The sequence below is a fragment of the Paenibacillus sp. YIM B09110 genome (assembly GCF_037167145.1).
Lineage (GTDB): Bacteria > Bacillota > Bacilli > Paenibacillales > Paenibacillaceae > Pristimantibacillus.
Window position 1 is genome coordinate 20681 of the sequence record NZ_JBANSP010000010.1, and the last position, 15888, is coordinate 36568.

The 15888-nt window shown below is 48.4% G+C and carries 11 protein-coding genes; 2 read left to right on the top strand and 9 right to left on the bottom strand.

The window, feature by feature from the left end:
* Positions 1-12: 12 nt before the first annotated feature.
* The 3 genes from V8F51_RS16080 to V8F51_RS16090 form a co-directional block, all read right to left on the bottom strand.
* Positions 13-1581, bottom strand: a complete 1569-nt coding sequence (locus V8F51_RS16080) for an MDR family MFS transporter (RefSeq protein WP_337101305.1) — start codon at positions 1579-1581, stop codon at positions 13-15.
* 80 nt (positions 1582-1661) lie between these two features.
* Positions 1662-2585, bottom strand: coding sequence for a helix-turn-helix transcriptional regulator (locus tag V8F51_RS16085; protein WP_337101306.1), 924 nt, complete (start codon positions 2583-2585; stop codon positions 1662-1664).
* A 76-nt stretch (positions 2586-2661) separates the two neighbouring features.
* On the bottom strand, positions 2662-3084 hold the full coding sequence (locus V8F51_RS16090; RefSeq protein ID WP_337101307.1) for a tellurite resistance TerB family protein: 423 nt from the start codon (positions 3082-3084) through the stop codon (positions 2662-2664).
* Positions 3085-3281: 197 nt separating this feature from the next.
* On the opposite strand from V8F51_RS16090, the gene V8F51_RS16095 reads away from it, so the two are divergent.
* The gene (locus V8F51_RS16095; RefSeq protein ID WP_337101308.1) at positions 3282-4052 is read left to right on the top strand and encodes a MerR family transcriptional regulator; all 771 of its coding nucleotides are present in this window, start codon (positions 3282-3284) and stop codon (positions 4050-4052) included.
* Between the two features lie 64 nt (positions 4053-4116).
* On the opposite strand, the gene thrS is transcribed toward V8F51_RS16095, so the two are convergent.
* From thrS to V8F51_RS16125, 6 genes are all read right to left on the bottom strand, one after another.
* A complete protein-coding gene (thrS, locus tag V8F51_RS16100; RefSeq protein ID WP_337101309.1) occupies positions 4117-6033 on the bottom strand; it encodes a threonine--tRNA ligase in 1917 nt (638 codons plus the stop codon).
* A 489-nt stretch (positions 6034-6522) separates the two neighbouring features.
* Entirely contained in the window at positions 6523-7428 is a 906-nt protein-coding gene (locus V8F51_RS16105; protein WP_337101310.1) for a TIGR03943 family putative permease subunit, read from the bottom strand.
* Positions 7429-8346, bottom strand: a complete 918-nt coding sequence (locus V8F51_RS16110; RefSeq protein ID WP_337101311.1) for a permease — start codon at positions 8344-8346, stop codon at positions 7429-7431. It abuts the gene before it with no gap.
* Positions 8347-8489: 143 nt separating this feature from the next.
* Positions 8490-10640, bottom strand: coding sequence for an assimilatory nitrate reductase catalytic subunit NasC (nasC, locus tag V8F51_RS16115; protein WP_337101312.1), 2151 nt, complete (start codon positions 10638-10640; stop codon positions 8490-8492).
* Positions 10621-12768: a nitrite reductase large subunit NirB gene (gene nirB, locus V8F51_RS16120; RefSeq protein ID WP_337101313.1), complete on the bottom strand. Its 2148-nt coding sequence runs from the start codon at positions 12766-12768 to the stop codon at positions 10621-10623. Before nirB ends, nasC begins: the two co-directional genes overlap by 20 nt.
* A gap of 29 nt (positions 12769-12797) precedes the next feature.
* Positions 12798-14072, bottom strand: coding sequence for a molybdopterin molybdotransferase MoeA (locus tag V8F51_RS16125; RefSeq protein ID WP_337101314.1), 1275 nt, complete (start codon positions 14070-14072; stop codon positions 12798-12800).
* Between the two features lie 460 nt (positions 14073-14532).
* Between V8F51_RS16125 and V8F51_RS16130 the strand changes: the two genes are divergently transcribed.
* On the top strand, positions 14533-15774 hold the full coding sequence (locus V8F51_RS16130; protein ID WP_337101315.1) for a nitrate/nitrite transporter: 1242 nt from the start codon (positions 14533-14535) through the stop codon (positions 15772-15774).
* Positions 15775-15888 lie beyond the last annotated feature (114 nt).

The window sequence follows — 15888 nt, forward strand, 5'->3', positions numbered from 1 at the left end:
TGTTACAAGAAGCTAGTGCGCGCTTGAATAGGTTCCTGCATCGGATGCTCCAGCTTTGTCAGCCGATTCTGCGCTCGCATCCAGCTTAGCCCGCCCCATGAACGAAGCGGCAATCAAGGACATGCCCGCAGGAATGATGGCCCATGCGAATGTGCTGACGATAGAATCGGACAGCATATTTGTAATCGTCTCGAGCAGCTCGCTTGGAAACAGCTGTCTCGTCTCCGGAGCAAGCAGCGCATGCGTATCTTCGAAGTTAAGCCCTTCCGGCAGCAGTGCGCCCGTAGATGCACCATCTCCTGCCAAACTGCTCATTTTGTTCGAGAACGAATGGCTCTGTATTAAACCGAACACAGTGATGCCAAGCGTCATGCCAAGTGATCGCAGGAAATTAAGCGTTGCGCTCGCCGATCCGCGTTGGCGGTAGGATAAACCGTGAATGGCAGTTGTGCTTAGCACCGAGAATGTTGCCCCAATGCCCAGACCGATCAATACCATATAGAATGTCACGAGAAGTCTCGATGATTCGGGAGTTAGCGTCGTGACGAGAGCCGTTCCTATGCCGAGTAAAGCGAGAGTCGGAACAATGACGCTTCGATAGGACATTTTCGAGATAAGCATGCCTCCAAGCGTAGCGGTAATGACCGTGCCGATCATCATCGGCAACAAGACGAGACCCGAGTTCGTTGCCGTGCCGCCAAGTACGCCTTGAATGAAGATCGGGATATAGACCGACGCGACGATGAAGGCTGCGCCGCTGAACAAAGCGGTAAGGATGCTCGTTGTATACAGTCTGTTCTTGAATAATTTGAATGAAATTATAGGCTCTTCTGCTTTCCTTTCCGCCAAGATGAATGCAATCGTAAGTAAAGTGAAGCCCGCGAACAATCCAATGATCTCCCATGAGCTCCAAGCGAATGTTTTGCCGCCAAGCTCAAGTGCGAAGATGAGGCAAACGATAGCGCCAAGCAGCGTAGCCGCCCCTAGCCAATCGATCGGTTGCTTCGAATGCTCATGCGATTCTTTGTAATTGAAGGCAACAAGCGCGAATGCGACTGCGCCAAGGGGCAGATTAATGTAGAAGATCCATTGCCAAGAAATGTGATCGGTAATATAAGCGCCTAGCAGCGGACCGAATATACTTGATAAGCCGAATACGGCGCCGAATAGGCCCATGAGACTTCCTCTCTTCTCAAGCGGGACGGCATCAAGCAAGATCGTGAAAGCGATCGGTATCAGCGCGCCGCCGCCAATGCCTTGAATGGCTCTGTAGATCGCAAGCTCGGTAATCGAACCTGCCGTTCCGCATAGCGCTGAGCCAATCATGAACACGATGATGCCGAATACAAAGAAACGTTTACGCCCGTACATATCCGACAGCTTGCCGAAGATCGGCATACCCGCCATCTCAGCGACCATATAGGCAGACGTTACCCATACGAATTTGTCCATACCGCCCAGTTCTCCTACGATATTACCCATCGCCGTAGCGACGATCGTATTGTCCATGGAAGCCATCAGAATGCTGAGCAGCAAACCGGCCATGACTAGCAATACATTTCTTTTTGATAATTGCTTCATTAGTTACCATACACTCCTTTAGGTTCCGTTGGTTGTTTGTCTTGGGTTAAGTGTAAACAAAAAAGTATGACAACTGATTGTCATACTTCGGGATATAAAAGGAACATATTTTCTATTTTATTTTTCATCTGCTTTCGGAGTTCCGCAGGCTGCAGGACCTCTACTCCGTCGCCGAAGCTAAGCAGAATTGGAATCAGCCAACGTTCGCCCCGATTCGAGGGATAGCGCAGATCGATGATAAGCGAGCCGTCTTCCTTATACGTTTTGTCCGCGTTATAGAAGAAGTCTAGCGCTCTGGCGAGCGTCTCGACCTTGAAGTGCAGCAAAGCTTGCTCGTATATCGTTTCTGTACGATTATACCACTGCCTACTTTCATCGGTTGAGGGTGCTTCATGTTTGCGAGCGAAATACTCCCCCAGCGCCTTCAGCTCCGCGATTCGCGACAGCTTGAATTCACGATAATCGCTGCGCGTTCTGCAATAGCCGAACAAGTACCAGGAATCATATTTGAACAGCAGGCTGACCGGTTCAACATCTCGTTTCGCTCTTTCGCTCTTGGCATTAATATATTCGAACTGAATCACTTTTTGTTCCTTAATCGCATTGCGAATCAATCGAAGACTACCGTTATAAGCTCGCTGCGAGCCGATATCCATCGACAGGCTCGGCATTCCAGACTCGGTTTGGAGCGTCTGCAGCTTATTAATCGTATCCTGCGCCTTGTCGTCGTCGAACACGGTAGACATTGTATGTAGAATCGTCACTAGCGAGCCCACATCATGCGAGCCAAGCAAGCTTTTGTCCATTTTATACGTATCAATGATGCCAAACCCGCCGTTCACGCCTTGATACGATACAACTGGGATACCTGCCGCGCAGATCGTGTCAATGTCTCGGTAAATCGTCCGTTGCGATACGTTATATTTGTCTGCTAGCGACGAGGCGGATACAATCTCGTTGTTCAACAGCATATACACCATCGATATAAGTCTTTCCAGCTTCATGCTTACGCTCCTTCAAAAGTGTCAAAAACCACCGCGTTGTTAAAGCTGATGGCGGTGGTTTGTGATGTTGTGTATGCTATTGCTTAAGCTGAGTCGGATTCAAAATAAGCTTCATGCCTTCGACCTTAAGCTGATCGACGCGAATGACCCAGTTTTTGAATGATTCATACGTTTCGTCCGAGAAGCCGAATAACTGCTGCATGTCTCTGACGATTTGTTTCTCTTCATCATTATAGTCGCCGTCTGCGAAAATAAGCAGCAATATTTCAGCGAAAAAAATGTTCTTAATCGGTTCGTCTTTCAAGCCGCCGATAATATCGGCAAGCGGTCTTGCCTTTATGGATTGCAGCTTGTTGGAATGCATGTCCATCTCACCCAAATACGTTCGCAAATATTCCTTTTCTCTACGGTTAACGAAGCCGTCGGCGTTGGCAACCACATGGGCTAATTCCAAAAACGCTTCCTTATGCTCATTCGTTTGCAGGAAATGCAAAAACAAAGCGGTCCACTCCCTTGTAGGTTATCTAGTTTATAAATCTTATCCCTTTACTTTCGACGGACAAGGAAGAATATCCTACAACGTATTTTGAAAAATATCAAACATTTTTTATTGATTTGTGGCTTAGGTGTGAAAAATATCGGTTGACATTGACGGAACGTAAAGGTGTAGGATTAGTTTTGTCAGGAGGAATGAAGATGGAATATACCGTTCAAAAGCTCGCCCAGCTTGCCGGAATCAGCACGCGGACGCTGCGTTATTACGATGAGATTGATCTTCTGAAGCCGGCCAGAATCAACTCATCGGGATATCGGATCTATGGAAAGCAAGAGGTCGATCTGCTTCAGCAAATATTATTTTATCGCGAGCTTGGCGTTAGTCTGGAGTCGATTAAAGATTTGTTGACCTCGAAAGACTTTAATGCTGAGCATGCGCTGAAGGAGCACCGCCAACAGCTGCTGGAGAAACGCGAGCACTTGGATCGGCTTATCGAAACCGTCGACCTGACGTTAGCCCAAAGAGAAGGGAAGATTACGATGACCGACAAGCAAAAATTCGAAGCTTTTAAGCAAAAGCTGGTTGACGATAATGAGCAGCAATATGGTGAAGAGATTCGTGCCAAGTATGGAGATGAGCAAGTAAATCAATCGAATCGGAAAGTCAAGGGTATGTCAGAGCAACAGCATGCCGAGCTGGAGCAGCTCGCTGCCGAAATTCACACGACGCTTGCCGCGGCACTTGCAACAGGCGATCCAACTGGAGAGCTTGCTCAGAAGACGGCCGACATGCATCGCAGATGGCTGATGTTCTATTGGGATAAGTACAGCAAGGAAGCCCATGCCGGCGTTGCACAAATGTATGTCGATGACGAGCGCTTCACCGCGTATTACGATAAGGATCAGCCAGGTGCGGCTGTATTCCTTCGGGATGCAATCTTCATCTATACAGGTACTGAGAAGAACGAGTAAAAGTTATGCCAGGGCTGATGCAGCAAATGCATCAGCCCTGGTTTTATTTAGTCTACTTTTGCGGTTAACTCCGTTTGCTCCGAATCTCGGATTGAAGCTCCTCAATAAGCGAAGTTGCTTCCATTGTCTCCAACTCGTTCACTCCTCGACTTCTGACAGACAGCATCCTCGATTCTCTCTCGTTTCGGCCTAGCACAATTATATACGGGACTTTCTCTAGTTGAGCCTCGCGAACCTTGAATCCAAGCTTCTCCGAACGAATATCGACTTGGACGCGGATACCAGCAGCTTCGAGCTGCTGCTTCACTTCAAACGCATAATCGATTTCATTGTCGGATACAGGCAGCAGCTTAGCTTGCACGGGTGCCAACCATAGCGGGAAGCTGCCCGCGTAATGCTCCGTTAATATGCCGATGAATCGATCTAGCGAGCCATAGACGGCTCTATGAATAACGACGGGACGATGCTTCTGATTATCCGCGCCGATATAGGAAAGGTCGAATTTCTCAGGCATTTGGAAATCGAGTTGTACCGTCCCGCATTGCCAGCTGCGCTTCAGTGCATCGTGAATGTGGAAGTCAATCTTCGGTCCATAAAATGCGCCATCCCCCTCGTTGATCCGATACGGGAGTCCGCTGTTTTCGAGTACCTGCTGCAGAGAAGACTCAGCCCGCTGCCACAATTCATCAGAACCCATCGAATCGTCGGGGCGCGTCGAAAGCTCTATCGAGTAGTCGAATTCGAACACCTTATACATATGGTCGATAAGCGAAATGACACGTTTAATCTCTTCCTCAATCTGCTCCGGAAGGACGAACAGATGCGCATCATCCTGGCAGAACGTGCGAACGCGCATCATGCCGCCAAGCGCGCCGGAAGCTTCATGCCTATGCACCTGGCCATATTCGGCAAGCCTTATCGGCAGCTCCCGGTAAGAATGCAAGTTGTTCCTGTAGATCAGCATGTGGCCTGGACAGTTCATCGGCTTCAGCGCATATTTAATGTCATCAACATTCGTGAAATACATATTGTCTTTATAATGGTCGTAATGTCCGGACATCTCCCACAAGGCATTGTTCATCATTAGCGGCGTACGCACCTCTTCATATTCACGCTCTCGATGCAGCTCACGCTCGAATTGTTCCAGCTCATTGCGAATAATCATGCCGTTGGGCAGATAAAACGGCATCCCCGGCGCTTCTTCCGAGAACATGAACAAACCTAGCTCCTTGCCGAGTTTACGATGATCACGTCTCTTCGCTTCTTCAAGCAAATGCAAATGTTGCTCCAGCTCTGACTTCTTCGGGAAAACAGTGCCATAGATGCGCTGCAGCATCTTGTTGCGAGCATCGCCGCGCCAATAAGCGCCTGCAACGCTAAGCAGCTTGAATGCCTTGACTCTCCCTGTCGACGGCAGATGCGGACCGCGGCAGAGATCTACGAATTCACCTTGCGAGTAAAGTGAAATGACACTATCGCTGGGCAAACCGTCAATAAGCTCCAGCTTTAGCGGTTCTTCCAAGCTAGAGAAGTAGGCTATTGCCTCTTCCCTATTCGCTACACGACGAACTATTGGCAAGTCTTCTCGTATGATGCTTGCCATCTCCGCTTCAATCGCCGCAAGATCGTCAGTAGACAACGGCTTCTCGATGTCGATATCGTAATAAAAGCCACTTTCAATAACCGGCCCGATCCCAAGCTTTACAGCTTTATCGCCATACAGACGTTTGATCGCTTGCGCCATAATATGAGCCGTGCTGTGACGGTATATTTCCAATCCATCCTTGCTGTCTTGCATGATCAATTCGAGTCTGCAGTCTTGCACAATCGGATGGTTAAGATCAACGAGCTTGTCGTCGATTTTGCCGGCGACAGCGTTTTTACCCACGCTTGATGAGATAGAAGTTGCGATTGCTGCAAGGGTCGTGCCTTGCTGATACCTCCTAATAGCTTGATCTGGCATTGTGACGTTGATTTCCATGATTGGCCTCCATTTCTGCATATTCGCTTCGTTTGTTATTTTTTGAACGCAAAAAAACGCATCTCTCCCGGAAAGGGACGAGTGCGTTCAAGCTCGTGGTTCCACCCTCATTCGACCATACGGACGAACAAACGCCTCGCGAGCGCGCTCATTGCCGGAATGATCCTTAGGTATCCTTTAACGGGGATAAGACGGTGACCTATACTGTTCCAATCGCTTTATGAACGAGCGGAAGTTCCAGGACACGGCTGCAAAGCGGTAATTCCACAATCGTAGCTGAAGAAGCTCACACCAATCGCTTCTCTCTCTGACAGCCCGTATATGGGAATGTTGTCTTTGGTCAATGCCTCAATTTGTAATTCCGATCATAACGAATTGGTTTTGCTCATGTCAAGTGATATTTTCGGAACTTAATAAATTTGCTATGTGGTTGAAATTTGATATTTAGCGCCATTAATCAAAATACAATTTAACTGCATTAATTAACGGTTAAGTCCGATATACATAAGGGTCTTTTGGTGTGTCGATCTTATTCCACTCCGAAACTTTTAACACGGGTATCGTTTGTTTGAACGGCTGATACAGCTCCCAGCTCAGTTTGCCGGACACATGAACCCAATCATCGTCTGAAAGCTGCGTGCCATTCGGAAACTCCACGAGCATGCCGAATACGCCGGAATCGGCGACGCAATGAATGAATCCAAAGCGGAACACAAAATAATGGTTGCCATCGACCTGAACACCCTTAAAGGCAAAACCGTCGAATCCGATTGTTTTGTTCATGAAAGCGGATGGATCATTGTAGATAGCCTCCATCCCCTTCAAATAATCGGCATCCGTCAGTTTAATCATTGAACGGTTAATGAATTCCTCTCGCTCGCGCTGCGCGACATCCTTGTAGCTGTCTTTATTGTAAAAGATGCTGGAGTCCGGCTTCAGGAATTGATGATTGCCGGGATTTAGCTCCACATTCTGCTCAAAGGTCGGAAACGAGAAACCTTTTGCTTTTACAAAGCTGGAGTCAAGCGCATATGCAGGCAAAAACAGTCCTGTGAAGATTGGTACGAATAGTACGGCATAACCAAGATATCGTTTGAGCTTGTTCGGCTGTTCATGTGAATGACCATGATCATGTCCGTGATCGTGGTCATCATGATGGTCATGATGGTCATGATCCACCGTACAACACTCATTTTCCGATTCAGCGCGTTTCTCTTCGGCAACTTGCTTACGAGAGACGCGAATAAATTCGACTACGCCAAGAAATCCCATAATAACAATAGCGCTAATCGACAAATAGGCATATTTCATATTGATAAATTTATTGATATCGCCTGTATAATGCAGCATGAAGAACATGAAGGAAAATCCGATTAAAATGAAAAAACGAACCATCTAAAACAACCTCCCAACAACTAAAGAACCGGCTAGAGTGAAGCAAACGATCAGGCCAATCAATACGAGAACGAACTTGGTTCTGAATGTTCCCAGCAGCATAAGCGTATTTTTGATATCTACCATAGGACCGAATACAAGAAATGCCGATAACGAGCCAACCGTGAACGTGCTGCGGAATGAAGCTGCAATAAAAGCATCCGCTTCCGAGCATAAGGAAATAAGAAAGGCAAGCGCAATCATGACAAGCGACGAAGTGAGCGGATTACTGCCCAGGTGAAGCAAGTAAGAGGTTGGAACAAACGTCTGCATGCTGGCAGCAATGAAAGCACCTAAAACTAAATATTTGCCTACAGAGAAAAACTCCTCGATAGCATGGACGATGACCTCATATAGCTTCGTTCGCACAGGGATGCGCTTCTTTTCATCTGTCCCTTGAATGTGAGCTCCAGAAGGAACAATATCCTGATTCGTATGTTTGAAAGGTATCGTTTTGAACATATAGGATAAAATGACCGCAACTGAGAAAGCGACTGCTGCGGCCAAGCCTGCGCGAATACCGACCATTTCCCAACTGTTGCCGAAGGCGATATAGGTTGAGAACAGAACGATTGGATTCAGAATGGGACCCGTCAACATGAAAGCAATCCCCGCATGGAGCGGCATCCCTTTCTTCAGCAGTCTGCGCGTGATCGGAACGATACCGCATTCGCATGAGGGAAAGAAAAGTCCAATTCCACAGCCGACGAAGGCAGCAAGGAAACGGTTCCGGGGCATGATTCTTGAAATGAAGCTTTCTTTAACGAAGGCTTGAATAAGTCCGGATATAAGCACACCTACGAGCACGAATGGAATGGCCTCCATAACCATGCTAATAAAAATCGTATTCAATTGGTAAAACGTTGTCACTCCATTCAACTCCACTAGTTTCAGTATCTCAAAAATAGGACTATCTATTAATATAGCGCTTTATCACTCGATAGGAAAGTCGGTTAAGAGAATAAAAAAGTGACATTCGTTAGGATCATTGATCTTAACGAATGTCACTGTGATAATTGCATTTAGTCGATAGCTTGCAATTCCTGTTGGAGCCTTAACGGCATGATTGATACTGTCGATGTTTTGAAGCCGGGCATTTTGCAGTTTGGATCAAGCTCCGGGCTTGTTGCGCGATTAACGTTCTGCGCTCCGCCCCAGTGCATCGGTACAAACACCGTATCTTCGCGGATTTGATCAGTAATTCGGCTTCGTACGGTGAAGCTTCCCCGCTTTGATTGAACGACTACCCATTCGCCTTCCTCGATCCAATACTGCGTTGCTGTCTTCGGATGAATCTCGATAAAATTGTCCATGTTCCGAGCGGCTAATGTCTTGCTGCGGCGAGTCTGCACGCCTGTCAAATAATGCGACAGCACCCTGCCGTTCGTCATCGTCAGCGGATATTGCTCGCATGGCGTTTCATGCGGCTGCCTGCTCTCCACTGCGGTGAACGTGGCTCTGCCGTCAGGATGAGCGAAGAAATTCTGGAACATAATTCCAGCGCTTGGCTTGTCAGGCGAAGGGCAAGGCCAGTATACGCCGCCTTCCCTACGTAAACGATCGTAATTAATGCCGTAGTAATCGGCCAGGCCGCCGCGGCTTGCTAATCGGAGCTCCTCAAAGATTTGCTCAGCCGTTTGGAACGGGAAGTAGCTCTCATACCCGAGTAAGGATGCCAACTCGCACAGAATGGACCAGTCATGCTTCGTGCTTCCCGGAGCCACGACGTTCGATTCTCTGAGCAGCACACGTCCTTCCAGATTGGTGAGTGTACCTGTATTCTCGATATAGGAAGTGACAGGCAGAATAACGTCCGCCATACGCGCAGTCTCCGACATGAACATATCGGCGACGACGAGGAAATCGCATTTTGCAAGACCATCCTCGACTAGCGTTGCATTCGGATTGGAGACAACGGGATTGGAGCCCATTACGAAAAGCGAACGAATGACATCCTGATGGACGAGTTCCATCATCTCATAAGCAGAGACGCCTTTGCGCGGCAACCGCTCCGGTTCAATTCCCCATACCTTAGCCACATAAGCTCGATCATGTTCATTCTCAATAGAGCGATAACCTGGCAACTGATCACTCTTCTGTCCATGCTCACGCCCGCCTTGTCCATTCCCTTGTCCCGTCACGGCTCCGTAACCGCAGCCAGGCTTGCCAATCTTGCCAGTAGCCAGCACGAGATTAAGGAAACCGCGAACAGCCATATGGCCGTCAGTCTGCTGCTCCACCCCTCTTGCCGTGAAAACAATACCCGTGTCTGCCTTACCGTAAGCAATAGCCGCCTTACGAATATCGGCTTCGCTGATTCCCGTTAAAGAAGCAATGTCTTCGATCTGGATCGTCGACAGATGTTTTTTAAGCTCATAGAAGCCGCTAGTCTTCTCTACAATAAATTTTTCGTTCAACAGCCCTTCTTCCTCAAGCGCTTTAAGCAAACCATTGGCAAGGGCGGCATCTGTCCCCGGTTTTACTTGAAGATGGATATCGGCAATCGCCGCCGTCGCTGTTACACGCGGATCAATAACGATAATGGTCGCGCCGTTTTCCTTCGCCTTCGTGAAATAAGGCATGAGCGTTGGCTGGCATTCGGCGATGTTCGTACCGGCAAGAATGATACAGCGCGCCAGCGGAATATCCGCCAGTCGACATGTGAGTCCGCGGTCAACGCCGAACACTTTCGTTCCTGCCGATGCAGCGGCCGACATGCAGAAGCGGCCGTTATAATCGATATATTTGGTGCCTAATGCGATACGGGCGAACTTGCCGAGCAGATAGGAGGTTTCATTCGTTAATGAACCGCCGCCATAGACGCCAATAGCATCCGGTCCGTACTTCTCGCTAGTCGCTTGGAATTGATCGCGAATCGTACGCAGCGCTTCTTCCCATGTCGCTTCGACGAACTGCCCGCCTCGCTTAATGAGAGGATGCAGCAAACGTTCCGTGCTTGTCGCATGCTGGTGAGCATTCATACCCTTTACGCATAAGCGGCCTTCCGAAGCAGCATTGGCTACTCCTTCAATCGTATAGGATAAACGGTTCGAGCCCTCTGCTGGTTCCGTTATCGTAACTTGCATCTTGCATTGCACACTGCAGAAGGGACATTGCGTCTGTATGACGTTCAGTTTATCGCTGTTTGTTGACTCAATGACTAACGGCGGCATTGACTTCACCTCTCCTCTCGGATGATTCAAGTTGCAGATTAGGGCGATTCGCAAGATCGAACAGTTCTCTTCTCGCTTCCAGATCAAGCAGTAATTCTCTAATATCTGCGATTCCGTCACGCTCGAGCCACTTCCATAGCGATTCGCCGTAATACGCACGCTCACGATACAGCTGTATGCATGCGGCGGATAATTCCAAAGCATCTATGTCGCTTTCCACGATACCGATCAATTGTCCTTGCTTTACGGGTAGCTCCATATGTCCGCCTGCATAAAGCTCCCATCCTGAAGGTGAGCCGGTTATGCCGATATCCTGAACAAGGATACCGATTGGCGTCTTAACGCCGGAGGAAACAGCTGCTTTCAGCGGTGTAGGCATTAAAGCTTGCGACCACATCGACCGCAGCGCTTCACCAAGCCAAACAGAGTTGAAGCCCTCCCCTTGGCTCATTATTGCAGAGCTTGCGGCATGAATCGTAAGACGATTCTCTACTCCCATAATGGACGTAAATGATTGCGGATGTTTAAGCTTCATATAGTAGTCAATGGCATTATTGCAGAGACGACAGCCGTTCAATTTGCCCCAATTCAGTGCCAGCCTTACCGACTGAGCATTCGTGAATGAATGGCTTTGGATGGCGCTCTTAAGCGCTTGATGGCTGACTGTCGTACAACCGCAAACAGCTGGTTCCGCGGCTTGCGCTCCTTCTTTGCCGCTGCGAAGCGCGAATCGGACGACCGCGCTAACCATCGGTCGGCATCCCCCGCAGGAGCTGGACGCTTTCGTCTTATCGCGAACTTGCTCCGCAGTATTCAATCCGTTATCTAAGACCGCGCACATAATCGCTGATTTCGTAACGGCGTTGCAGGCGCATACGGTCTCGCGAGGCGCCATGTTCTCTGCTTCGACATCTATCGGCGAGCTTCCGTCTTGCGCTTGACTGCTTGCAGCTTTCAAAGCGCTGATAGGCGCTTTTTTCTTAACGAGGTTAAGTAAAGTGGTCGCTTCATCGGTATCGCCGTACAGAATAGCGCCGCATACTCTTCCGTATTGCATCGTTACTTTTTTGTAGGTGTTATGAATACCGTCGTATTGCTGGATTGCGGTATCTGCTTTATCCTCTTGAATGTCTCCTACGGAGAACACCTGCACACCTGATACTTTGAGCTGCGCATAAGGAATCGACCCTTCATAAGGAGGCGTTGCTTCGTCGCAAATCGTGCGGGCAAGCACCTTGCCCTGCTCATATAGCGGGGCAACCAGCCCATAGGCGATTCCTCTGTGCTCCGCACACTCACCTACGGCATATATATTAGCGATATTAGTCCGCATGTAATCATCGACCATAATCGCGCGATTCGTATCGATGCCGCTTCGTTTGGCGAGATCAATGTTCGGCCGAATACCTACGGAAAGAACGATAAGATCGGCTTCAACGGTGAGGCCCGTCGTGAACCGAATGCCTTTCGCACGGTCTCGCCCGATAATTTTGTCCGTTTCCTTGCCAAGCCAGAAGCGCATGCCCTGACCTTCCAATTCCTTCTGCAAAAGTTCGGCTGATGCGCGATCAAGCTGGCGATTCATTAAATAAGGAGCATTATGAATGACTGTGGCTTCCATACCGAGATTAAGAAGTCCCCTTGCAGCTTCAAGTCCTAGCAATCCGCCGCCGATGACCGCCGCCTTGCGATATTTGCCCGCATAATCGATCATCGTCTTGCAATCGTCGATATTACGGAAGGAGATGACGCCAGGTTTATTAACGCCGACAATCGGCGGGATAAAGGCTGAGGAGCCTGTTGCTATAATAAGTATATCGAATGGAATGCGCAGGCCGGATGCTGTTTCTACACTCTGTATATCACCATGATGTATGCGAGTGGCGGTCTCGCCTGTATATAGCTTAATGCCTCGCTCCGTATACCAAGACCAGTCATTGATAACAATATCATTAATTGAAGAGTCTCCTTGCAGCACTTTGGACAATAAGATCCGATTGTAATTCGGATGTTTCTCGCTGCCGATCACCGTGATTTGGAATTGTTCGGCGTTAATATTCAATATTTCCTCGACACATTTGATACCGGCCATGCCGTTTCCGATAACTACAAGCTGTTTTCTACTCATTATGTCCACATCCACTCGCACATTTTTTTCTATATCGTGAGCGATACCCATTGTACTTCTTGGCCGATAATAGCCCCCGTACCGCCTGGCGGAATGAGAGCCAGCGCATTAGCTTTAGCGAACGCCGCGACGTTGCCGGATTTATCGTTCGTCAGCGGCTCAACCATCCATTCTTTCTCTGAACGGTAGACGAATGCTCTTATATATCTTGGGTACGGGCAAGGCTTCAGTATGGAATCCATTAAGCGGCCATCCATCCAGCTGGTGCGGTATTCGGTTCTGCCGGTTGCTTTGAGTACAACTGGCTTAAGCAATAGCTCTAGTCCTGCGAAGCAAGCGGAAGGATTGCCTGATAAGCATATAATCAATTGATTTGAAAGTCGGAAGGCTGAGGTCGGCGTTCCGGGACGCATAATCGTTTTCGTAAAAATCGCATCTGCTTCGATATTCTCCGCAGCTTCTTTCACATAATCGTAATCGCCTACCGATACTCCGCCGGTCGTGACAACAATATCGGCCTTCGTGAGGCACTCCTGAATCGCGGCCTCTATTTGCTCTAAACAATCAGGCACTACCGGATAGCGGATGACGGAAGCGCCAAGCTCTTTCAAGCGAGCTCCTATCATATAACTGTTAGATTCGTAGATTTGGCCTCCGCTAAGCTCTCGTCCCGGCGCGATCAATTCATCGCCAATGGGGAGAACGGCTATCTTCGGGCGCTCGTATACATTAATCTCCCATTGCCCTACAGATGCGAGAATGGCCACTTCTTTGGCCCTCAGCTCAGTACCCCGATATAACAGCTTCATACCTTGAGGAACGTCTTCGCCTTTCTCTGCAATATGCTGACCTAGCGTGCATGGCCGATCGAGTCTTATTCTACGATATCCATTACGCGCTTCGAGAGGTATTGCCGTTTCTTGGATGACGACTGTATCATAACCATCCGGTACTTGCGCCCCTGTGAATATGCGAACAGCATCATTTATATGAAGCATTGAATCGGTTGGCTGCTCATGCTGCGTTATATGTCCGGCACGCACTTCATCTATAATACGCAGCTCCACGGGGCGTTCCCTTGACGCGCCTTGAAGAGCTGCTGCCTGGACTGCATACCCATCCATCGCCGCTCTCCGGAATGGAGGCAATGAGACGATGCTTTCGAAGTCATTCGCAAGTACTCTTGCTGTCGCATCCTCTAATGAAACCATTTCAATGGGAGGTTCTTTCACGCAAGCAAGCAGTTTCATCGAAGCTAATGATACGGAAGCTGTCATCGGATGCTGAACGTTAACGATTGCCATTATGATCCTCCCCTATCTTAGCGTATATGGTTTTATAAACAGAAAATGCCCTCTCCCTGTCATTCAGGAAAAAGGCACCGTTGCCGAGTGAGCCGGCACAACGCTGTGCAAAGCTCTTATCATATGTTTAGAGTAGGTTATTTTTAAGCTTATGTCAATATACATAACATATTTTAACGAGTGAAGAGAAAAAAAAAATACATGTTAAGTATGTTGACATGAAGGTGACTCCCATTTATAATTCGAGTTGTGAACATCGCAAGAACATATCGTAAACGACTGGAAGCACAATGACGTGTTTCCGTTGGCATTGAAGCCGCGTTTCGCCCCTTTTATTCAACTGGGTGAAGTGCGGCTTTTATACATTTTTCAGCAATGCAAATGTTAGGTTTCATGTTTGAAGCGTCGGTCCGGACCGAAACGCGAGGAAAAAAAAGAGAAGATAAAGGGAGAGATAGGCATGGAGAAAAAAAGTTTCTGGCAAAGCGGACACAAACCAACGTTGTTTAGTTCATTTTTATATTTTGATATTAGCTTTATGATTTGGGTTCTTATCGGCCCGCTTAGCGTCATCATTGCTGCTGATTATCCGATGGACCCTGTGCAAAAAGCGAATCTCGTCGCTCTTCCTATTCTAGGCGGTTCAATTCTCCGCTTGGTGCTCGGCTTCCTAACCGATTATATCGGTCCAAAGCTTACTGCACAGATTGGTATGGTTTTGACGGTCATCCCTCTCATGCTCGGCTGGCAGTTCGTTAACTCGTTAGATCAGCTTTACATCGTCGCTTTACTGCTAGGGATTGCAGGCGCCTCGTTCGCAGCTGCGCTTCCGTTAGCCGGTCAATGGTATTCCAAGGAGCATCAAGGGCTTGCAATGGGGATTGCAGGGGCAGGCAACAGCGGTACGATCTTCACTACGCTGTTTGCTAATCGTCTGGCACAGCACTTCGGAGGCTGGGAAGCTGTATTCGGCTTAGCTCTTATCCCGATCGTGCTTGTATTTATCTTCTTTACGATATTCGCCAAAAATAGCCCGAACCGTCCAGCACCTAAGAAACTGACGCAATACGGTTCATTATTGAAGCAACGCGACGCTTGGGTGTTCTGTTTATTCTATTGTGTTACATTCGGCGGTTTCGTCGGTCTTACCAACTATTTGACGATCTTCTTCAATACCCAATATGGTCTCTCTCCAGTCAAAGCGGCTGATTTCACTACAATCTGTGTTATCGCAGGCAGCTTCTTCAGACCGGTAGGCGGTTACTTAGCCGATCGATTCGGCGGTACGCGCATGTTGACGGTGCTCTATGCTGTCGCCGGACTTATGCTGGCATCGATATCAACGATTCCACCGCTGCCTGTCGTTATCGTTCTCTTATTCGTCGGCATGATGTCGCTTGGCATGGGGAATGGTTCGGTATTCCAACTCGTACCGCAACGTTTCGGCAATGAACTAGGCCTGATGACGGGTATCGTCGGAGCTGCAGGCGGCATTGGCGGATACGTATTGCCGCTTATCTTGGGCAAGCTGTACCAATCGTCAGGCGCATATACGGCCGGTTTCCTCGTACTCAGCGGAATCGCGCTTGCAGCGCTTATCATTCTGTATGTCATTCAGTTCAGCTGGCGCAAGCAATGGATGGGCAAAGGCGGCAAGGCGCTTATCCAAACCAGCGGAGAAGGCTCTACGATTAATGTATAATCCTTACTGAGTGTTACACATCGCTTGCGTTTTCATTGACCGCCTGACATATCGCAACGTGTCGATAAATAATTCATTCGAAGAGCAATAAGTGACAAACATCACGCATACAAT